Source organism: Parendozoicomonas sp. Alg238-R29, assembly GCF_947331445.1.
Taxonomy (GTDB): Bacteria; Pseudomonadota; Gammaproteobacteria; order Pseudomonadales; family Endozoicomonadaceae; genus Sansalvadorimonas.
The window spans coordinates 1-22,227 of the sequence record NZ_CAMZOG010000033.1 but is presented as its reverse complement, the minus strand read 5'-3'; the positions used below and the strand labels follow the sequence as shown (position 1 = coordinate 22,227).

Genomic DNA, 22,227 nt, shown 5'->3' with positions numbered 1-22,227 from the left:
TTTGTCGAAAATGACAGAAAAGCAGGCGTAGTCGTTTATTGAAGCCTATTGGCTATGCCTTTATACTCCGCGCGGTTTTGCTGGCTCATGAAAAAAAGAACAGTAAGAATGTGCGCACAGACCTACCATAAATAATATTGTTTACCTGAAATTTGACCTGATACCGAAATAAGAAGTGGTATCTACCGGTCTCCAAGGAGCTTTCCTGTTGTTTGATCTTCATGCGAGTAAAGTCGCCTCTGTAAAAAATGATCTGCTGTCCGGGCTGACAGTGGCTCTGGCTCTGGTGCCAGAGGCCGTAGCTTTTGCTTTTGTAGCAGGAGTTGAACCGCTGGTTGGTTTGTACGCTGCTTTTATGGTGGGTCTGATTACCGCGGCTATTGGTGGTCGCCCCGGTATGATCTCCGGTGCAACCGGTGCCCTGGCTGTGGTTATGGTCGCTTTGGTGGCCGATCATGGTGTTCAGTACCTGTTTGCCACAGTTGTCCTGATGGGTATTCTGCAGGTTCTGGCGGGCGTATTCCGGCTGGGTAAATTTATCCGTATGGTGCCTCACCCTGTGATGCTGGGCTTTGTGAATGGTCTGGCTATTGTGATCTTTCTGGCTCAACTGGGACAATTCGGTACCAGTGCTGGCGCAGGCTGGCTGGAAGGAACATCTTGGCAGGGTAGTGTGATTGATGTCGCATGGATAGAAGGTCAGTCCTTGTACATCATGTTGGGGCTGGTGGCGTTGACCATGGCCATTATTCACTTTCTGCCAAAACTGACCACCGCTATTCCCTCTTCACTGGCAGCAATTCTGGTGGTTACTGGGTTGGTTCTAGGACTTGGTCTGGACACGAAAAGTGTGGGTGATGTTGCTGGCATTGCTGGTGGTCTCCCCGAGTTCAGCATCCCTAGTGTTCCCTTCACGTGGGAAACGCTGGTAATTATTTTCCCTTACTCCCTGATTCTTGCGGCTATCGGCATTATTGAATCCCTGCTGACTCTGCGTATGGTGGATGAAATCACTGAGACCCACGGCAGCAGTAACCGTGAATGTGTGGGGCAGGGCGTTGCTAACGTAGTCACCGGTTTCTTCGGAGGTATGGGTGGCTGTGCCATGATTGGCCAGAGCATGATTAACGTGAACTCTGGTGGTCGAGGTCGTTTGTCCGGTATTACCGCAGCGCTGTCTCTGCTGTGCTTTATCCTGTTTGCCTCCTCTCTGATTGAGATGATTCCTGTGGCTGCGCTGGTTGGTGTTATGTTTATCGTAGTGCTGGGTACTTTCGAGTGGAGTAGCCTGCGCATTATGAACAAGATTCCAAAAGGCGATGCTTTTGTCATCGTTCTGGTATCTGTAGTGACAGTGCTGACTGACCTGGCTATGGCCGTTGTGATTGGTGTGATTGTTTCCGCGCTGATTTTTGCCTGGGAACATGCCAAGCATATCCGCGTAGAGAAATTGGACGATGATAACGGCTCAACCGTGTACAAGGTTCATGGTCCGCTGTTTTTTGGTTCTACTACAGAATTTATGCAGCAGTTCAACCCGAAGGAAGATAATACTGATGTGATTGTCGATTTTGCTGACTCACGGGTGAGCGATCATTCCGGTCTCGAAGCGATTGATACTCTGGCAGAGCGTTACCTGAATTCCGGGAAAATTGTACACTTGCGTCACTTGAGCCCTGACTGTCGTAAGCTTTTGAAGAAAGCGGGCAGCCTGGTTGAAGTGAATGTGATCGAAGATCCCAAGTATTTTGTGGCGACAAATGCATAGATCTTGATGCAATCACAGAAGTTTATAGAAAAACCGTTTGTCGTAAGGCAAGCGGTTTTTTCTTGTCCGCGACCTTTTCTTGTCCGCGACCTTTCAAGGACGCCATATGGCTGGTACTTGAGATAGCTATTGGACTGGGATTGTGGCACATTGCCCAGCCTGTTGTTTGGGTCTTCAATGAGTTAACCGAACTTTCTGGCCCCCCTATTTTATCAGTTGTACATCATGTGCTTTGAGTCTGTTTACGGACAGTTGCCGACACCTCTTATGCTGGTCTCAGCAGAGCAGCTGCAAGTCCGTTACCTGAATACTGTTATGTCTACTTTTCTTGGAACTTCACAAGTGGAGGTCAGTGGGCGGGCTTTCTCCGATGTTTTTTCCTCTCAGGCAGGTCGGAAGTTCACTCGTGAAGAGCTGGATCTTCTATGTGAAAACAAAACCAGTGTCTCTGCCTGTAACTTACTCACTCTTTCAGACGTCACTGTTGAACTGATGGCTTCTAATTCTGTTCTGAATGATACAGCTTATTATCTGGTCTCGGCTCGTGAGGATACCTCCCGGGTTAGGGAAACTCAGTTGTCTTTTGCACTCAATGAATCCTGTGATGGATTGTGGGACTGGAATGCAAAAACCGATGAAGTTTACTTCAGTCCCGAACTGGATCGGATGCTGGGTTTTGAGCCTGGTGAGCGTAAGCCCCAATTTTCAGGCTGGTATGATCTGGTTCATGAAGATGATGCAACCAGAGTTCTTGCTGCTTTAAAGAAACATCTCTCTGGCGAGTCAGATTTCTATGATGTGGAATATCGCATTTATACCAAGCAGGGGCAGATTAAGCAGGTTCGAGACCGGGGGCGGGTGTGTGAACGGGCACACGATGGTTCGCCGGTCAGAGCGGTGGGAATGCTCGCTGATATCACTGCATACCGAGAGATGGAAGCCGAACTGAAACTGACCCGTGACCGGTTTGAGGACTTTGCCCGCAGTGGTTCAGACTGGTTTTGGGAGACGGGAGCAGATCTGAAAGTTTCCAATATCTCGAGTCAGTTTTCGTTGCAGACCGGTGTGGGTGCATCTCAGGTCAAGGGAAAAAATCTAATTGATTTGCTTCAGGGAAAAGGTCTTTCTGATGCGGCCAGGGCAACGGCTGATCATCTACCCATTCGTAATATAAGAGTTCCTGTGGGCGAGAAAGAATACTGGGTTGCACTGAGTGGCAGGCCAGTCAGGGATGAGCAGGGCATCTTTGTTGGGTATCGTGGAGTGGGAGTCAATATCCATGATCAGGTGATGCTGGAGCGAATGGTTAAAGCCTATCGGCAGAATGCAGAAATTATGATGGATCGTGCTCCGGTTGCGATTTCACTTATGGAGGATACCGGGAAGTTTTTCTATGCCAATGAGTCCTTTCTTAAACTCCTGCGTACCGATTTGGAGCATTTGCCGAAAAAGTATAAGCAAGAGCGCCAGCTAAGCCGACCGGATAAAGAGCTTTTCCAGAGCGATAAGAGTCAGTGCTATGAAATGGTGATGGAAACTCTGGACGGGCCTAAATTCTACTCTGTACTTAAGTACCGCCTGTATCGGGCAGGCTCAACAACACGGGTAATGGTCACCATGGTGATGGATATAACCTATACCCGTCAGCAGGAGGTTGAACAGAAAAAAATTGAGATGGTGTTGAATAACATTGGTGAAGGTATTGTTATTACAGACGCTAACCACTGCATCGTCAGTGCCAATCGCTCTATTCAGGACGCAACGGGGTACAGCGCTGAAGAGTTAGTCGGGAATACACCGACCATCTTCAGTTCGGGTCGTCATGATCACAGTTTCTATCAGGAGCTGTGGAATGAGGTTCATCAGCTGGGGAAATGGCAGGGAGAAATCTGGAATCGTTGCCGCAATGGTTCTGTTATTCGCCAACATGTGTCGATTCAAGCCATAGTGATTGATGGGCAAACACAGCATTACCTTGGTATTTACTCGTCTGGTGTCCAAGCGAACAGTCAGAGGGATGCTGAAATGTTTGCCAAACAAAATGATCCACTGACTGGTTTGCCGAACCGACACTTGTTTCAGGATCGGTTGCACATGGCTTGCCAGAGAGCAAGAGTGCGACATTACTCGGTGGAAATAACGCTAATACGAATAACCAACCTGGTGGCTCTCAATACCAGCCATGGCCATGTTATGGGAGACCAGGTTTTGAAAAGATCGGCGTTCCAACTGCAGGATCGATTGCCCCTTGATGTGACCTTGTCCCGTTGTGGGCTGGATGAATTCGCTGTCCTTCGAGAAGGAAATCAGCAAGAGGATATTGCCGATATTGTGAAACAGGCTCTATCTACTCCGGTGGTGATGGCTACGGGGGATCGGGTGCTTCCAAAGTTCGTTATGGAAACAGCCCGGTACCCTGAGCAGGGAAGCAATGCCAACCGGTTAGTCCGCCACTTGAAAAAACGGGTGTCAGGGGTGGCTACAGAAGAGGCCAGTTGATTGCTGAGGACAGATATTCCTCAACAAAACCCATAAAGACCTTCGCAGCTCTTGTTAGTTGTCGATGTGCCGGAATCACAGCATCCAGGTTGCCTTTTCCCATAGTCCACTCTGGGAGTACCGGAATTAATAACCCTTTTTCGCAGAGTGGGCCAGCCATTAAGGCTGGCACTTCACCGATGCCAAGTCCTCCAATCAATGCTTCCTGTACCAGAGAGTAACAATCAAAAACCATCTCATCCGGTGGCAGTACTCTGGAGGATGCCGACTGATCCCTGCGTTCAAATTGCCACACGCCTGGCTTACAGGCCTGACCGAAAAGAACGCAATCATACTGAAGCAGATCCTCTGGGTGATTGAGAGTCGCTATTTGACTTTGGTAGGCTGGTGAGGTTACCAGTTGGTGCCGGAACTCTATCAATGAACGTGCTGAAGCCCGGTGATCTTCAACAGGTTCTGTGCAGAACATAATGTCGGATAGTCCGGAGCTCAGTTCTGTGCCCGTTCCATGACAGGATGTTCGGATGCTTATATCAGGGTAGTGTCGCCTGAACCTTTGCAGAAGTGGCAGAAACAGGTGTTCGCTGTAACCGAGGGGAATTGTAATTCTTACTACCCCGGATGGCAGGTCACGCCGGTCTGTGAGAGTGTGCTCTGCATCCTTAAGGGTTGTAATCGCGCAGACACAGCTATCGTAAAGATCTTCCCCGCTGAGTGTCAGCTGCATTTTACGGGTGCTTCGTTCCAGCAACCGAGTATCCAGCTGTTTTTCCAACGCCTGTATACGACGACTTATTGTTGATACCGGAAGGTCCAGATTGCGTGATGCGGCAGAAAGGCTGCCAGCTTCAGCCACGCTTATAAAGAGTTTTACTGCGTTTAGATCCATGGTGGGGACGATACCCGATACGGGCACACTGCTGTGTTGGTTATTGTTGCATATATGCAAAGCTGATTTGCAAAGATTGGAGTTAAAAAATATTGCCTCACCGTTACCCTGCGGCTACTGACATTGAATCTAGCTGAGCTTGATAAGAGTACATAACGAGTCAGTGACAAGTAGTTTTGAGGTAAGTCTTTTGACCCGAGCGTTTTTCACAGCAAGAAGCAACAAGTGGCCGAGTGTAATAAAACACATCGCCCTTCCTGTTCTGGCGTTGAGTATAGCGGGTTGTACGGTTGTTGAACCCAAAACCGAATCATGGGGTTCTTATCTGGGCTTTATCAGCAACTACGAGCTGAAAGCCCCCGTGATGGAGTATGACCGGAACAGCTGGCCTCTTGAGCGAACGGAGTCGTCTTATCAGCGTCTTCTTGATTCTCTGCAGTTACTGCCTCTGCCTGTTCAGGCTGGAGATGTTTCCAGTCTCGACCAAGACAGTGTATTCCGGCGCATTGCCGCACTGGAAGTGAAGTGGGTTGGACAATTGGCAGATGAGGGTAATGACAATGCCCGTGTTCATCAGGCTCTGCTTATCTGGCAGGGATACGGATTGGGTTCTCAGGTTAACCCCTCACTGCGCCGCCAAAGCGCTTTGAATACGCTGGATCAACTCAATCACCGGGGCCCGTTTGCCAATTATCTTGCTGGTATTATTCAGTTGCCTGAGCAACCATCCAGGGCTCTTAAATCATTGCTGGCATCGGCCAGGTCTGGTTATGGTCCGGCACAGGCGGTTGTAGGCCGATTGTATCTTGGTAAAGACAATATTCCCCGGGATGACCAGCAGGCCAGAACTTATCTGAAACAGCTGGCAGACAATACAAATGCAGACAAGAAGCTGAGGGCTCTGGCGCGTTCTCATCTTGCTGTTATGAGCTTCTACGGTGTTGGTGCTACGGCCAATAACAGACTGACAGCCAATTACCTTCAGTCAGCGCAGCCATCTTCCGAGCTTCTGTACCTTAAAGGGTTGATGGAAGTAGAAGGGCTTGGAGAAATGGCGAATCTCTCCAAGGGAGCTGCCACTCTGGAAAAAGCTATTGCTGCAGGCAGTAGCTCAGCTGCCAATGAACTGGGCTGGCGAACTTTGCTGGGCAAAGGGGTGGAACGAGATCCGGTGTCTGCTCGTGAATATTTCGAATGGGCTGCGGAGTTAGGTTCATCTGCGGCCGAATATAATCTGGGTTTGGATAGCCTGCAGGGTAACTCAGAGCCTGCCAGCATTCTTCATGCAGGGCGCTGGTTACAGCGTAGTGCTGAATCTGGGCATCTTGAAGCGCGAAGGGTGCAAGCTTATTTGCAGCTGGATGATCAGAAATGGTATGACTTTGGTACCGGTTTGGCAGGCAGCGAAATGTATCAAGCTCGACAGGAGCTGGAAGAGGTCGCTCAGCTGGGAGATGGTTGGAGCAGTTACGCTTTAGGTTTGCTGTCTTTAAGGGGGCAGGGCGGTTCTGCCAATCTTCAGAAGGGGTATGCCTGGCTGAACGTTGCCGTTGCGTTGGGTTATCGTCCCGCAGCCCCTTTGCGTGATGCTGCTGCCGTTCAGATGTCCCGTCCGCAACTTGAGCAGGCTCAGGCATTGTCTCAATCTCTGTTTGATAATATTCGAAAAGTTGAAGATAACTCAGCTTTGTCCCAACAAATTCTACCAGGGCACACTGCCTCAAATCAGGGAGAGCAGTCATGACTATTGCCCAGCAGATGGACAAACTTCTTCTGCCAATAGAGGGCGAAAACCCAGCCGGCGTGTACCTGAAAGATGACCGTACCAGTTATCGTCCCCTGCGAAATGCCTATAACGTTGCTCAAACATCGTTTCGTAAGCTGACCAATAATCCCCCGGAAGATGCACTGGATGATCTTCAACAGGAGAATCTGGGTAACTGGCAGGTATTGTCTGATCAATTGAAAGACGTTATTGCTACCCGTTCAAAGGATCTTGAATGTATTAGTTGGCTAGCTCTGGCTCAGCTGTTCTCCAGGCAACCTTATGAAAACCTGGCTGGATGTCTGCAGCTGATTGAAGTTTGTGTCAGTCGTTTTGGTGAGCAGGTTCACCCCCGTGTGCCAGATGCAAAACTCCGCACGCAGGATGAGGCAGGCAAGCGGGCAGAGCGGGCGGAATTGCAACTGCGGCCATTGGTTCAAATATTCGGCGAATCTGAGGAGAGCAGCCTGCTTGGCTTGCCTCTCAGGATGTTGCCACTGATTGCTGATATTGATTTTACCGATTGGCGTAATGCTGATCGTCAGGGCAATCGCAATGAGTTACAACAACGAGCCCGTCAGGCTCTGGCAGATGAACAGGGTCAAGTAATTGAGCGTATTCTGGCGATAGGAGCAGCACTGAAAACTCTTGATGTTCTTGATTCGACTCTGTCTGAGTATGCCAAAAGCTGCGGGGCCACATCGGTCAGTAGTCGTTTCTTACGGGCACAGCTGAATGCAAACCTGAACGCCATCAAAGTATTAACAGACGGTGCACTGGTACCTTGGCCTCTTGATGTGCAGTCACAATCTATTGATCAGGCTGAGGTGGTTGAAGAGGAAAATACAGAAACCGATGATGTTCCTGCTCAGCCAGAAAAGAAGAAAAACACTATGTCAGCTCAAGGTGAAGCGATTTACAACCGTGATCAGGCATTTCAGCAGTTACGATTAATTGCCGATTATTTTTCCCGCACCGAACCTCAAAGCCCCGTATCTGGATTGATTGAGAAAGCTATCCGTTGGGGATACACCCCACTTCCGGATCTTATCAATGAACTGGTACAAGGGCATGACGGTTTGATGGGGCGCATTGGCGAATTGACCGGAATGAATGCAGAGAAAGTTCATATACCTGGTTCTTCAGCACAAGAGCTGGTGGCGCCTCCGACGGAAAACCCTAAAGCTCCCTCACAGTTGCGATCAATAAACCGTGAATCAGTATTAGATAACAATACATCAGTACAGAGTGTTTCAAAGCCACCTCCCACTCAGGAGAAAAATGCGGATGTTCCACCTGTACCTGCTCAACGCTCAACACATGAGCCTGAACAGCGTCAGGCAGATGTAAAAACACAGAAACCGCAAACGGGTGTTCCCAGCTTTGTGAATCTCTCCTCCAGAGAGGAAAAGAAACCCATTGCGCGTAAATCAACAGGGCCGGGAGGTATTGATTTGTCTCAGCTGAAGAAACGTTAGGTTTTGTAAAAATAGAATTACATTGTCTTACAAATAAAACGATATTTTTTGAATCTTTTCAATCTGGCGGGCCGTAAGTAACAGTAAGCAAAACGCAAACAAATTGATTTGAATCGTTAACAAAAACAGTCCGGGTTTTTCCTCAAGCCATTTACTTATTGATTAATGGTACAGGGTTTTTGCGCCCGGATTTTATAGCAAGTGAAACAGAAGGGTTGTAGTCATGGCTAACATCTATATGAAAATCGGTGACCTCGAAAGTAATGGTGATGCGACTGCATCCTACACCGGGGACGCTGGTGTGTCCGAAGGTGGTTGGTTTGCCATTCGCTCTTTTAACTGGGGGGCAGCCAGAAATGTTTCCATGGATATCGGCAACGGCATGAACCGTGATGCGGGTATGGTGGCCATGAGTGAAATTTCTGTCAGCAAAGAGTTGGACGGTGCCTCTGAGAACATTCTCTCCCACATGTATGTGCCCGGTGAGTCCGGTGACACTGTTGAAATTATCGTAACCAAGCCAGCCCGCACTGGTCAGGGTGCAGAAGTTTACCTGATGATTACTCTGGAGCAGGCTCGGATCGTTAACTACTCCCTGAGCGGTTCTGATGGTGCGACTCCTTTTGAAAATATTGCCCTTTCTTACAGCAAGGTGTCGTTTAAGCACTGGCATGAAGAAGAAGGCGGCAATCTGGTTGCAGGTGGTGATGTGACCTACGACCTGCCAACCGGTGTGGCCGAATCCCACGCTATGGGCAGCTGATAGCCTGATTAATCTCCGCTGTCTTTTGACATTCTTCTGGCAGCGGAGAGTTTCAGAACGATTAATCGAGCTTCGTGGGAAGGGGAAAAGAAGTGGCTCTAAATTCACAACAGAAACGTATCAGTAAAAACCGCGTCAGTCTGACATACGACGTGGAAACAAATGGCTCTTTAGAGAAAAAAGAACTGCCTTTTGTTGTTGGTGTTGTCGGAGATTTTGCCGGGCATAAACCCGAACATGAAAAAGATGAGGTTGATTACCGCAGTTTTATCGATGTGGATAAAGACAACTTTGATTCTGTGATGAACAAAGTGGATCCGCAGCTCAGTTATAAAATTGATAACAAGTTGACTGATGCTGATGATCAGTTTGAAGTGAATCTGTCTTTTAAATCCATGAAAGACTTTGAGCCAGCAAATGTGGCTCGCCAAATTGAACCACTTAAGCAGTTGATGGATACCAGAAATCAGCTGAAAGAATTGTTGTCCAAAGCGGATCGTTCCCGAGACCTTGAAAAGTTGTTGAAGCAGGTTTTGCAGAGCCAGGAGGCTACTTCATCGCTGATAGATGAACTGGGTCTGAAAAGCGGGGAGGACGCATAATGAGCACCGAACAACTGGAAGCCCAGGCGGGCGAAGTAACTGAAGGGCTGAGTTTTCTGGATCAGGCCATTGCTGTCACCTCCCAAATCCCCCAGGACACAACAAAAGAGTTGTTGTCTGTACTGATGGGGCAGGTCATGGAAGGTACGGTGACCTGGGATAAAAATCTGACCAAAACCATTGAAGATGCCATTCTGGCTCTCGATGAAAAAATTTCTGTGCAGCTGGCGGCTGCCATGCATAATGAATCCTTCCAGAAACTGGAAGGTTCTTGGCGCGGCTTGAACAAGCTGGTCAAGAAAAGCGAACTGGGTCGCCAACAAAAAGTTCGTATTATCGATTTTACCCGAGAGGAATTGCTTGAGCAGTTTGAAGATGCGCCAGCTATCGGCCGCAGTCGCTTTTTCGACTTAGTGTATCAACATGAGTATGGCACTGCTGGAGGTGAACCCTTTGGCTTGTTGATCGGTGATTTTGAATTTACCCATAAAGATGAAGATGTCGCTCTACTTCGCTATGTCGGAGAAGTGGCCGCAGCATCCCATGCTCCTTTTATTGCTGCTGCCAGCCCAGTGCTCTTTGATTTCAACAGCTTTGACACGTTCAATGAAGGTAAGCCTGTTGCTGCCGGGTTCGATACGCCAGCTTATGTCAGTTGGAACTCTTTCCGTAACAGTGACGACTCTCGCTATGTCACTCTGACTTTGCCGAAAACCTTATCCCGTATGCCATACGGCGAGAACGGAACAAGTGTCAAAGAGTTTAATTTCGAAGAGTTTCGTAAGGATACAGATGGCCAGCGCCGCCCTCAGGGTGAGCAGGACTTTACCTGGACCAATGCTGCCTTTGATCTTGGTTTGTTGATCAATAACTCATTTGCGAAATACGGTTGGTGCACGGCCATTCGTGGCGCCGAAAATGGCGGAAAGGTCGAAGCATTGCCTAATTTCGTCTACAAATCAGAGGCGGGTGATCAGGTTCAGCAGTGCCCAACCCAAGTGAATCTGACCGATGAAAGGGAGAAAGAACTTTCTGATCTCGGTTTGCTGCCTCTGGTGCATTACAAAGGCAGTGACTATGGCGTCTTTATGGGAGCGCAGACCGTTCAGCGTCCTAAAACATTTGTCGACCCTGATGCAACGGCCAATGCTGCAATTTCTGCGCGCCTTCCTTACATCATGGCCAGTTCCCGTGTTGCCCATTATCTGAAAGTTATGGGACGGGACAAAATAGGTTCCTCTATGGATCCGGTTGATGTCCAAAATGACATGAAAGCCTGGATAGGGCAGTACGTAAATGCCAATGCTGTCGGTAATGATGCGAAAGCTGAGAAGCCTTTGCGGGAAGCTGTGATTAAGGTTGAAGAGCAGACGGGACGACCTGGTTGCTACTCTGCCATTGCCTATTTGCGACCTTGGTTACAGCTGGAAGAACTGACGACATCTTTGCGGATGGTCGCCAATATTCCTGGCTAACAGTGACGTTTGTTGTGGCTGTAGTCGGAGTGGCGGCACTCACTCCCCTTGCCAGTGCTGGATGTCTTCGGCTACAGCCTTTTTTCTGCACGAATGCGGTGTCTTTCCAGTCATTTATGAATGCTTTGTATCAACTATTCACACAGGCTTTAAAGGCTGCATCAGAGCTGGAAGCGCTTTCCCATGAAGAGCGGGACGAATGGTGTGAAGCCGTTATACAGAGGCTGATTGTTGAGATTGATGAAAAACTCGGCCGACAGGTCGAGCTTGTTATTCAGCATGCGTCGTTCAAGGCACTGGAAGCACTGTGGCGAAATACCAAAGCGTTATCTGACAAACACTATCCTCGTCACCAGGTTCGTATTCGCATTCTGGATATGAACTGGGAGCGAGTGTCAGATGATCTGAATCTGAGCTTTTCCCTGAAAGATTCAACCCTTTATCGACAAATATATCAGCAGGAATTTAATACGTCTGGTGGCCAGCCATTTGGGTTGTTACTGATTGACCACGAGGCATCAACAGAGATCAGCGTGACGGGGGAGCATGATGATCTCTATACCCTGCAATTACTGGGGCAGCTCGGCCATGAAGCCTTATGCCCAGTACTTATGCCAGTTGCTGGTGACTTTATTGGCACAGACGATGCCGATGTTTGGTGTGATCCTGAGCGAGTAAGGCGGATACTGGCCAGCGACGACTTTATTGGTTGGCGACAGCTTAGAAAGGAAAGAGTCAGTCAGTTTTTGGGGTTAACCTGGCCAGCGTTACGTGTACGCAAACCATGGAAAAGCTATCACAGTGGTTTTGTGTTTGAAGAGCAATCCTCTACTGGCTCTGGTAGCAGTACATTATGGGGCAACAGTGCCTTTGCTCTGGCAGATAATATTCTGAGAGAGTTTTGCCGGATCAGCTGGTTCGGTTTTTTGCGCGGTGGTCATGATGTTGCAAGTGGTGGCGCTGTTGTCGATTTATACGACGATCCTACTGCTTTTCTGAGGGTCACACCGTCGCTGGAGAATTTTTACAGCGATAACGGTTTCATTCCTTTAGCCAGTGGTTACCTGACCGGCAGCGTTGGTATTTACAGTAATCGCTCAGTTTTTCAGCCAGACGCTCCGTTATCCAGAAAAAGTGATGAGACAGTCATCAGTATGCTGCAGACGACTTTGTTAGCCTGTCGTATCGGTCATTATCTGAAAATCCAGATTCGCGACAAAATCGGTAGCTATAAATCTGCTTCGGAATGCGAGCGGGAACTGAACAGCTGGCTTCAGACTTATACGTCTAATATCGAACATGCAGAAGAACATATTCTTTCCCGCTATCCATTGAAACGCTCCATGGTCAAGGTGTCCGGTGATGCCAGTAGCGGACGTTACCACTGTCAGATATCCCTTCAACCCCAGTATCAATTTGACTTTCTCAGCTCCAGCATCGTATTGCGTACAGAGCTAGGCAGCACTGGTGCGGGAGAGAGAACCATCGGGAGAGCCGGATGAGTTTACTGGATCACTTCCTGGATCATCAGTCCGGTGCACAGCAGAATACGAACGTACCTTACAGCACGGACTTACGTGAATCAGTCTGTCGCAATCTAGAAATGGTGCTGGAATCCCGTCGCTCAGTGGCTGAAGTTAATGCATCAAGCATTGAGCTTAAGTGTTCTCTTTACAACTACGGCATGGGGAATCTGCACCGTTGTCGAAACTCCGTGGAAATCAGTGAGATCTGCCGTGATCTAGAAGGTCTTATCCAGACCTTCGAACCCCGTTTGCAGCAAATCGTTGTTGAGTTGGAACAGATAGACGAGCAACACAATGCCCTCTGTTTCCATATTGAAGCTTCTGTTGCTGGACAGAATGGTGAGCGGGAAGTCTTCGATACCACAATTAATTTGACTAACAGTACCTTAATGATTGAGGGGTACCAGCCATGACTCTGTGGATATACGAACACCGTCAGGCTGTTGATGGAGACAAGTATGTCTGACCTTTCTCTCTGGTATGAGCGTGAACTGTCCTGGTTTCGTAAACAGGCTGGACAGTTTGCCAGCGAGCATCCTGGATTGGCTCGCAGTCTTGGTGTCAGTGGTGAGGCTGTTGAAGACCCGGATGTTTCCCGTCTGGTTGAGTCTGTGGCTTTGCTGAATGCCCGTTTGAGCCAGCAGTTGGACGAGGAATTACCACAGCTGACAGAACCACTATTCAACCTGTTGTTCCCTCATTTTCTGCGACCCTTACCCTGTGTCGGAATGATGCAGGTGAAACCTTCGAAGAATGTGGCTTCGATTCAGACTGTTAACGCAGGGAGTCGCTTTCGGGCCACTCTTGATGAAGACAGGCATTGTGAATTTCGCACCTGCAGTTCTCTGCAACTTCTGCCATTTCAGGTTGCGGATGTGGCTGTTGAACACACACCATTTTCTATCCCTTCACCAAAACCAGCAGGTAGCCCAGCTGCAATGTTACGGCTGGATATACAACTGCTTGATGCCAGTCTAGGGTTCCAGAAAACTGGTGATCTGAGCTTTCTCGATATTTATTTGAAAGGTGAATTGAACCTGACCCAAAAGCTGTACGACCAACTGTTCAGTAAAGTTCGCGGGCTGGTTTTGTTTGATAGCTTTGGTGTTCGTGTGCGTTTACCAGCTGACAGTGTGCAGCCTGTATTAATGAACCCTGATGAGCGTGTTCTGCCTCTGGCTGGTAATACCTTTCCAGGTTACCAGCTATTGATAGAATATTTTGCCTACCAGAATGTTTTCCTGTCTGTTCGTATCGCAGGCCTCAAAGATAAACTGGCCCGTTTCTCAGGCAATAAAATCTCACTGGGTATCTATCTGGAAGATTGCCCTGTTGAGCTTTCACGATCTCTCAGTCCCGAGAACTTTCAGTTGGGCTGTGCACCTGTGGTGAATCTTTATCAGCGTAAAGGTGAACCTCTTAAAGTCGATCATACGCGGTTGGGTTATCCGCTGGTGATAGACGCCCGCTCTGCCAATCATGAACAGGTTTTTTCGGTCGATTCCGTTATGGATATCTCCGGATTAAAGCCGGAGCCTTTGCCGTCGGTTTACGGGCAAAAATATTCAGCAGCGAGCAGACATCACGACTGTTATTGGCATTATCAACCTGAGGGCACTCCTGGTGCAGGAGGTGAGAGTCACGGTGAGCTGTCCCTGACCGATTTGAATCTGGATCCGATGAAACCAGCCCCTGAAGGGAGCTGGATGAGGCAATTGTCTCCAAGGCTGACTTGCAGTAATGGCGAGCAACCGCTGGAGCTTGGGCTTCTGCATTCTTTGTCTTGTCTGGAAAGTCTTTCTCTGCCTGTTCCGCCCAAACTACTAGGTAAAGTTTCTGCACCCTGGAAGCCAGAACCCGGACATGCTCATCGCTGGGCTCTGTTGGCTCATCTGCAACTGAACTTCGAAGCGCTGCTCGGAGCTGATGACCCTGCGGCGCAATTACGGGAGTTGTTATCACTGTATAACCTGACCGGCCATGCCGGGCAGCGCCGTTGTATTGAAGCGATTGTCGATTTCAAGGCTGATGTCATGGTTGCACCCATGAAAATTGAGGGGCGGCAGTGCTATATGCAGGGGACCGAGATCACTTTGACTTTGGATGATTCCCGGATCAGTGGTGTGTCGATGATGGCGTTTATACAAGTGCTTGATCAAGTGCTGTCTGGATATGCTGGCCATAATAGTTTTACTCGTCTGCAGGTTTGCCTGAAAGGTGAGTCAGGAGTGTTTTATCAATGTCCAAGACGACAGGGGTGAGCCAAATGCGGCCAGCCAGTCTGGCTATTGAACTGCAGACAAAACCTGAACGGTGGCAATTTGCACAGGCTGTCAAAACCCTGCTTGGTTCAAAACAGCAGGCACCTCTTACTCTGGATCTGCTTAATGATCCTGGTTATCGGGTCACTGATGCTGAAGTGACCGGCGTAAGCTGTATGGGGAGCCACTGGACGTTGTCTGTGACCTTGCCGGCTTTAACCGGTATTCATGGTGTTTTGCCTTACGGCTATCAGGATTCGGCTCACCGGCTTCGTGTTGGCAGTGACAATGCCGGGTTGCAGGATTTTTATGATATTTTCAGTCAAAGGAATCTGTGGAATAGCTATCGGGTTATTACCCGCAATCGTCTTGTCTGCCTTTTTGAGAGTGATAAAAGAGCTTCGTCTCGCCTTAGTCTTGGTGACCAGTTGTGTGCTCTGGCTGGTCTGCAAAAACCACAGCATATACCTGCGGATCATCTGAGTGCTTACGCTGGGTTGATTGGTCAGAAGTCAACGTCTCCTGCTCTGCTGCAACAGATTCTAGTGGACTACTTCGCCATGGATATTTCGGTGTCGGCTGTTCCCCTTAGAAAACACTATTTGACAGATGAGTGTCGTACTGGCCTGTCGGCATGGCCCACAGATACAAACCGGCTTGGACAAGGCGCTTTAGTCGGACGCAGCACCTGGCTGGCGAGTGATCGATTGGAAATACGGATTCGGGTTGCATCAGCACGTGATCGACGTCGTCTTGAACGAGATCAGAAATTGATGTCAGTCATGTCCGAGATGTGCCGTTTGTTTCTCGGGCATCGCGTGGATTTTGCTATTTGTTTGCATTGCCCGTCAGAATTTTTACCTCAAGCGCAATTGATGTCGGGGCATGCCTGCTCTGTAACAAAATCAGCAGCTCTCGGGCTGGGTACAGGACTGCATAAACCTCGCATAACTGGCTCCGCAGAGGTTTCAAAAAACGTACTGATTACTCTCGAAAGCCATCGCACCGGTTATATAAACAATAAAAAACAAAACAGGAAAGCAGGTCTTTAATATGCAGCAGGAACTCAAGCAGTTGATTGACAGGTTAGTACCGGAGCTTCTCTCTTCACTGGAAACCGCCGCCGCAGATTGTGCGGGTCGGGGAAACAGAGCTGTTGAGGTCGAGCACTGGCTCTGGCAGTTGGTGTCATCGGGAGGAGCCGGATTTGCCAGTATTGCTAAACAGGCGGGTCTTCACCATGAAATCATGTTGCAAAATCTTGAGCAGAGAATAGAGACATTTGATCGGGGGCATCAGGGAGCACCGGCGCTGTCATCAACTCTGGTCAATGTTATGCAGGATGCCTGGGTGGCGGCCTCTCTGAGTGCAGGTCAAACTCAGATACAGCTGTCTCACCTGCTGCTGGCTCTGGTGAACCGGGATAGCTTTATGCTGGCGTCATCTCCTCTGACAGAGGAATTGCGCAAGCTCTCTCGGGAAAATCTTCAAAGCCTTGGTAAGCAACCAGACGCAGACAGTTGTGATCAAAACCTGCCATCTGCGACAGCTGCCCTCGAAAAGTACACTCACAACCTGACTGCACAGGCAACCGCTGATGAGATTGATGTAATCAGTGGCCGACAGGATGAAATCAGGCAGATGATTGATGTGTTGTCACGCCGTCGTCAGAACAACCCGATTCTGGTTGGAGAGCCTGGTGTTGGTAAAACTGCAGTCGTTGAAGGCTTAGCCCGTGCCTTAGTGGCCAAAGAAGTTCCCGATAATCTGCAAGGGGTTGAGCTACGAACACTTGATCTGGCTTTATTGCAGGCTGGTGCCAGTATTAAAGGCGAATTTGAGAAGCGCTTGCAGGATGTCATCAATGAAATCCAGAGTTCCGCAACGCCAATTATTCTGTTTATTGACGAAGCCCATACCCTGATTGGCGCTGGAGGCAGCGCTGGTCAGAACGATGCGGCCAATCTTCTCAAGCCAGCTTTGGCACGGGGAGAACTTCGTACCATTGCGGCAACAACCTGGGCCGAGTACAAAAAATATTTTGAGAGTGATGCAGCACTCACTCGCCGCTTTCAGGTGGTTAAGGTTGATGAGCCGGGGGAAGAAGATGCTACTGCAATGGTCCGGGGGATGGTGTCATCTCTGGCGGAGCACCATGGTGTTCGAGTACTGGACAGTGCCGTAGAAGCCGCCGTGGGCCTGTCTGTTCGTTATCTCCCTGAACGACAGTTGCCAGACAAAGCCATCAGCCTTCTGGATACGGCATGCTCCCGCATCGGGTTATCAATGCAGGCCACGCCAGCCCAGATCAGTCGACTTGAGCAGCAGCAAATGTATGTCGAGCAAGAGCTTGCAGCGCTGACCAGTGAAAGATTTAGTGGGCAGGATCACAGTGAACGGCTGCAGGAACTCGACCAGTCCCTGACCGATATCAGTGTCGAAGTTGCAACTCTGAACGCACGCTGGTTGCAGGAGAAATATCTTGTTGAACAAATTACTTCACTGTCAAAAGAGTTTGAACAATCAGGGGATGAAATCCAGTTAGCTGATTTGCATCAGTTGCAAGCTGATCTGACCGAGTTGCAGGGGGATCAGCCCATGGTTAAGCCTCTGGTTGATGATCAGGTGGTTGCACAGGTTATTGAGAGCTGGACCGGCATTCCCGCGTCCCGGATGGTTGCTGATGAAACACGGCGTCTTTTGAACCTGGAGGAGTCTCTCAAACAGCGTGTTATTGGCCAGAATATGGCGATTAATGCGATCAGTGAAGCCATCCGCATCAACCGTACAGGCCTTGGGGATAGTCGTCGCCCCATGGGCGTATTCCTGATGTGTGGCCCTTCCGGCGTAGGTAAAACAGAAACTGCGCTGGCTTTAGCTGATCAATTGTTTGGTGGTGAGCAGAACCTGATCACCATCAACATGACTGAGTTCAAGGAGGAACACAAAGTCTCCATGTTACTGGGAGCCCCCGCAGGTTATGTGGGCTACGGAGAAGGCGGTGTACTGACCGAAGCTGTGCGTCGCAATCCTCACTCTGTGTTGTTGCTTGATGAAATGGAGAAAGCCCACCAAGGTGTGCACGATATTTTCTATCAGATATTTGATAAAGGCCGCATTGCCGACAGTGAAGGACGTGAGGTCGATTTCCGCAACACTCTGATTATCATGACCTCTAATGCGGCTGACTTTGCTATCTGTGATTTTGTTACAGCTAACAAAAATGTTTACCCACTCAACCCTGATTACAACGACATTATGGCAGATATTGAGGATGACCTTCTTAACCACTTCAAGCCTGCCTTTATTGGTCGTGCCCATGTTATTCCTTACCTGCCTTTGACAGATGATGAGCTGAAGCGAATTTGTCGTATAGCTCTTAAGCGTATAGAGAACAACATCACCGAAAAGTATCAGGCTGAGTTTGTGGTTGATGAAGACGCTATAGAGCGCCTGGTGATGTGGAATAACAGCCCTCATGCCGGTGCCCGAGCTGTTGAGCAGATTATTCATCGGAAGCTTATGCCGAATCTTGCCCGAGAGTGTCTGGTCAGATCCAGTGGTGGACTTGGTATCAATCGTATTGATGTTGGTGTGGAAAACCGGGAGTTAAGTATTGCAGTCAGTTAAACCCGAGATAGAGGTATTGGAATCTGGTTTGTCATTATGGCGAATCTTCTCCAATGCCTTGATTTCGATACTTGCTCTGTTGTTGCTGGTATACGCCGGTTATGGTGAAACCCTGCTTACAGTGAAGAAAATTCGTCAAGAACAGGCTGGCGCACAGGCTGGCCTGGTGCGCACCTCTATTGAAAATTCCATCCACTCTGGCATTCCGCTTGATGATATTGCCGGTTTGGACAGGCTGGCTCAATCAACATTGCTGGCAGACAGTGGCGTGACCAGTATGACCATTGTTGATAGCAGTGGCAGGCAGATTTACCCACGCCACAGTGGAGAAATTCTGCTGAATAGAGAGGTTACGGCAGAAACTATGGGGATGGCTGAAGATGACGATGCCATCTCCTTTCGTTTGCCTTTGAATGGCCGGCTTGAAGCTGAAGGGTATTTGCAGGTCGTTCTGTCGAAGTCAGCCATTGATACCATGGTTGATCAGATATTCTCTCCTCTATTTGTGATTGTATTGGCACTTGTTGTACTGACTTTGCCAGCCAGCTGGTTATTGGCTCGCAGTCCTCTGCCACGATTCTGGCGAGAGCAGGGCTGGTTCACACTGTCATTTTCACTTATGTCTCTGGTTCTTGTTCTGGTACTGACTGGGCTTTATATCCAGAGTGCAGGGAATCAGGTTCGGCAGGTTAATGACTCTCTGCTGACCCGGCTCTCTGCGGCAGACAGCCATGGTATTCCCCTGAATATGCTCAGTGGTATTGATGGGTTGCTGAAGGAATATCACATGTTGAACCCAGAGCTGCAGGCAATCACTCTCAGCCAGAACAGTGTTATTACTCATAGTTCCGATTACGAAATGATAGGTCGGCCACTTGCAGGTGATTTTTATCAGCTATCTGACGAGTCGTTGTTAGCAAGTGGTGGTATGCGGTTAACGACAACAATGCCGTTTTCTGAAGTCGTTCTGCAGGTTTTAAGAGCCGGTAAAAACTTTACCGCTCTGTATTTAACCACGTTGCTATTGTCTCTTCTGTTTAACCGTTTAGTACGCCAGCCTTCATTGCATAAAGCAAAACTCTCAGGGAAAGTTTCGGATCGAACACTGGAAATTCTACATCCGCTGTTTTTTATCGCTGTATTTATGGAGTCACTTTATACCGCGATTCTTCCAGAACTCCTTAATCAGGCGGCTACTCATGCTGGTTTGGGAACGGGACTGACTTCTATCTTGTTCATGCTCTATTTCCTGAGTTTTGCCCTGATGTTACTTCCGGGTAACCGGTTGTGCAGTCGTTGGGGTAACCATCCTATGTTATTGATGGGATTTACCATGGCCGTTGCTGGCGCTCTGCTGCTGTTCACAGGGTTATCCGCCAACAGTGGCGTTGAACTGATAATTTTGGCCCGTGTCCTGGCGGGAGCAGGGCAGGGACTACTGATGGTTGCGGTACAGAATGAAATCCTTGCCAATACATCTGCCAGCAACCGTACATCCGGTGCTTCAATTATTGTTATCAGTTTTAACGGTGGTTTTATCTGTGGCACAGCATTAGGAGCACTTCTGGCCAGTTATCTGGGCAGTCAAGGGGTGTTCATGATCAGTGCGTTGTCAGGATGTGTTGGCTTTGTCATTGCCGCCCTTATGCTTGAGCGTTCCCGGCTAAAAAATCTGGCGGCGAACAATAATAGCCTTCGTAGTTATGAAAACCCTTCCAGTAATCTTGCTGAGTATGGTCGGCTAGTGAAACATCGTGGCTTTTTGGGTGCCATGGCCTGTATCGGTTTGCCGGCGAAAGCAACACTGACCGGTATAGTGACTTTTACCTTGCCTCTGCTTCTATCACGGCAAGGGTTTGCCAGTGAAGACATTGGCCAGATTATTATTGCTTATGCTATCGCAGTCTTGCTGGGTACACGGCTGTTATCCGGTTGGGTTGATCAGAAGGGTAATACTGCAAAAATTCTTTCCTGGTCAATGACGCTGTCCGGGCTGGCGACTCTGACAACCGCAACCGGCTTCTGGCTGGTGGGTAGCGAGCAGGTGTTCATGGCCGTGAGCATCATCATTGGCGGTGTTTTTCTTCTGGGGCTATCCCATGGTGGTATTAATGCTCCGGTCGTCAGCCATGTGATCTCTGTTGTTGATGAACAACAGATCAGCCTTCAGTCGACAGTCACTTTTTACCGTTTCCTTGAGCGTTTTGGCCATGTTCTTGGACCATTGCTGGCTGGACAAATTCTGATATTTGCCACTTCTGGGCAGCAGGCTCTGGTCTGGATGGCTTGTGGTCTGTTTGTTCTAGCGACCATGTTTGCTGTTGTATCCCACAAACGTGCAGTAAACACAGTTCCACACTCTGGCCGGGTTGGAGAGGCTCTATGACGGCACAGGATTATGATCCGAAAAAACGGCCATTGACTCTCCAGACCGAGAGCGGTGATGAGTGGATTGTGACTCGGCTGGAAAGCCACGACAGTGTTGATGGGCTGTATGAGCATCATGTGTCGTTTATTGCCAGAAAGGCAGATCCCAAAAGCCTGCTGGGTAAAGGCATCAGTGTAAATTATCGCCCCCAGCAGGGAAGCAGTAAAAGCCAGGAAACCAGCTTTCACGGAATCTGCGTCAATATCCGTAAAACAGGTGCGCTGCAAAGCCGTGGGTACGAACAGTACTCGGCAGTGTTGGTTCCCTGGTTCAGTTTGTTACAACACCGGACACACTGTCGTGTTTTTCAACAGCAAAAAGCCAGTGACATTGTCAAGACTCTTGCTGGTGAACATGGTTTCAGCAGCCAACTGGATCTGGCAGCCAGTGGAGACAAGGCTCGCGAATACTGTGTCCAGTTTAATGAAACGGATCTGGCATTTATTACCCGTATCTTGAATGAAGAAGGTTGGCATTATCATATTCAGCAGCAGAAAGGTGATCACACGCTTGTGATCGGTAGCGATAACAGCTGCTTCTCCAAGGTTCAGCACAGTGACATTGAATATTTTGCAGAAAGCAAAAAGCGTGAGTGGGCGATAACAGACTGGCAGCACAGCTTCTCTTTAACAGCAGGCAGTGTGCAGACGTCTGATTACAGCTATGAGCTGGCCGAAGCCATGCCGGGTACTAAGGTTAACAGTGCTTCAGGGCTGAAAGCTCAGAGAACCCTTCAGCATTACTATTATCCCGGCCGCTTCATAGAGAAAAACGCTGGCTCCGATATTGCGGGGCAGGCTATTGAGGGTTTTGACAGTCGCTTCAGTCAGGTAGAAGGCAGTAGTAGTTTGAGTGGCTTTGCTGCTGGTAAGCGCTTTTCTCTGGATCACCATCCCGATGCTGAAGAGCAAGGTGAGCACTTGATTCTGGCAGTGACTCATCAGTTTTTAGCAGAAGAAAGCTTCAGAGAGCCTCAATACAGTAACCGATTTCAATGCATCCCTGCAGGTGCTGACTATCGCCCCCTGCCAATATTTAACAAGCCCCAAATACTTGGGCTGCAGAGCGCTGTGGTAACCGGGCCTTCTTCGGAAGAAATCCATATGGATGATTACAACCGGGTCAAAGTGCAGTTTCACTGGG

Annotated in this window: 15 protein-coding genes; 14 read left to right on the top strand and 1 reads right to left on the bottom strand. The window is 48.9% G+C overall.

All coding sequences use genetic code 11. The annotated features are described in order from the left end of the window. Positions 1-208: 208 nt before the first annotated feature. Positions 209-1,768, top strand: a complete 1,560-nt coding sequence (locus QMA35_RS10160) for a SulP family inorganic anion transporter (RefSeq protein WP_281647039.1) — start codon at positions 209-211, stop codon at positions 1,766-1,768. Positions 1,769-1,993: 225 nt separating this feature from the next. Next, positions 1,994-4,267 (top strand): PAS domain S-box protein, encoded by a 2,274-nt coding sequence (locus tag QMA35_RS10155; RefSeq protein WP_281647038.1) that lies wholly within the window; start codon positions 1,994-1,996, stop codon positions 4,265-4,267. On the opposite strand, the gene QMA35_RS10150 is transcribed toward QMA35_RS10155, so the two are convergent. Beyond that, positions 4,248-5,156 carry a LysR family transcriptional regulator gene (locus QMA35_RS10150; RefSeq protein ID WP_281647037.1) on the bottom strand — a complete coding sequence of 303 codons (909 nt, stop codon included), beginning with the start codon at positions 5,154-5,156 and terminating at the stop codon, positions 4,248-4,250. The genes QMA35_RS10155 and QMA35_RS10150 overlap by 20 nt on opposite strands. A 190-nt stretch (positions 5,157-5,346) precedes the next feature. Between QMA35_RS10150 and QMA35_RS10145 the strand changes: the two genes are divergently transcribed. The 12 genes from QMA35_RS10145 to tssI form a co-directional block, all read left to right on the top strand. Beyond that, positions 5,347-6,900 (top strand): tetratricopeptide repeat protein, encoded by a 1,554-nt coding sequence (locus QMA35_RS10145; RefSeq protein WP_281647036.1) that lies wholly within the window; start codon positions 5,347-5,349, stop codon positions 6,898-6,900. Then, positions 6,897-8,399 carry a type VI secretion system ImpA family N-terminal domain-containing protein gene (locus QMA35_RS10140; protein ID WP_281647035.1) on the top strand — a complete coding sequence of 501 codons (1,503 nt, stop codon included), beginning with the start codon at positions 6,897-6,899 and terminating at the stop codon, positions 8,397-8,399. The genes QMA35_RS10145 and QMA35_RS10140 overlap by 4 nt, the downstream gene beginning before the upstream one ends. Positions 8,400-8,622: 223 nt before the next feature. Continuing rightward, a complete protein-coding gene (locus QMA35_RS10135) occupies positions 8,623-9,162 on the top strand; it encodes a type VI secretion system tube protein Hcp (protein WP_281647034.1) in 540 nt (179 codons plus the stop codon). A gap of 92 nt (positions 9,163-9,254) precedes the next feature. Continuing rightward, positions 9,255-9,764, top strand: coding sequence for a type VI secretion system contractile sheath small subunit (tssB, locus tag QMA35_RS10130; RefSeq protein ID WP_281647033.1), 510 nt, complete (start codon positions 9,255-9,257; stop codon positions 9,762-9,764). Beyond that, a complete protein-coding gene (gene tssC / locus QMA35_RS10125; RefSeq protein WP_281647032.1) occupies positions 9,764-11,239 on the top strand; it encodes a type VI secretion system contractile sheath large subunit in 1,476 nt (491 codons plus the stop codon). Before tssB ends, tssC begins: the two co-directional genes overlap by 1 nt. Before the next feature lie 14 nt (positions 11,240-11,253). Further along, positions 11,254-12,741 carry a type VI secretion system contractile sheath large subunit gene (locus tag QMA35_RS10120; protein WP_281647031.1) on the top strand — a complete coding sequence of 496 codons (1,488 nt, stop codon included), beginning with the start codon at positions 11,254-11,256 and terminating at the stop codon, positions 12,739-12,741. Continuing rightward, complete coding sequence (gene tssE / locus QMA35_RS10115) at positions 12,738-13,178, top strand: type VI secretion system baseplate subunit TssE (protein WP_281647030.1); 441 nt, start codon at positions 12,738-12,740, stop codon at positions 13,176-13,178. The genes QMA35_RS10120 and tssE overlap by 4 nt, the downstream gene beginning before the upstream one ends. 45 nt (positions 13,179-13,223) lie before the next feature. Next, positions 13,224-15,026, top strand: coding sequence for a type VI secretion system baseplate subunit TssF (gene tssF / locus QMA35_RS10110; RefSeq protein ID WP_281647029.1), 1,803 nt, complete (start codon positions 13,224-13,226; stop codon positions 15,024-15,026). Continuing rightward, positions 15,005-16,078: a type VI secretion system baseplate subunit TssG gene (locus QMA35_RS10105; protein ID WP_281647028.1), complete on the top strand. Its 1,074-nt coding sequence runs from the start codon at positions 15,005-15,007 to the stop codon at positions 16,076-16,078. Before tssF ends, QMA35_RS10105 begins: the two co-directional genes overlap by 22 nt. A 1-nt stretch (position 16,079) precedes the next feature. Continuing rightward, positions 16,080-18,656, top strand: coding sequence for a type VI secretion system ATPase TssH (gene tssH / locus QMA35_RS10100; RefSeq protein ID WP_281647027.1), 2,577 nt, complete (start codon positions 16,080-16,082; stop codon positions 18,654-18,656). Continuing rightward, a complete protein-coding gene (locus QMA35_RS10095; RefSeq protein WP_281647026.1) occupies positions 18,643-21,042 on the top strand; it encodes an MFS transporter in 2,400 nt (799 codons plus the stop codon). Before tssH ends, QMA35_RS10095 begins: the two co-directional genes overlap by 14 nt. Further along, positions 21,039-22,227, top strand: a 1,189-nt coding sequence (gene tssI, locus QMA35_RS10090; RefSeq protein ID WP_281647025.1) for a type VI secretion system tip protein TssI/VgrG, incomplete at its 3' end; no start/stop codon positions are given. The genes QMA35_RS10095 and tssI, both read left to right, overlap by 4 nt.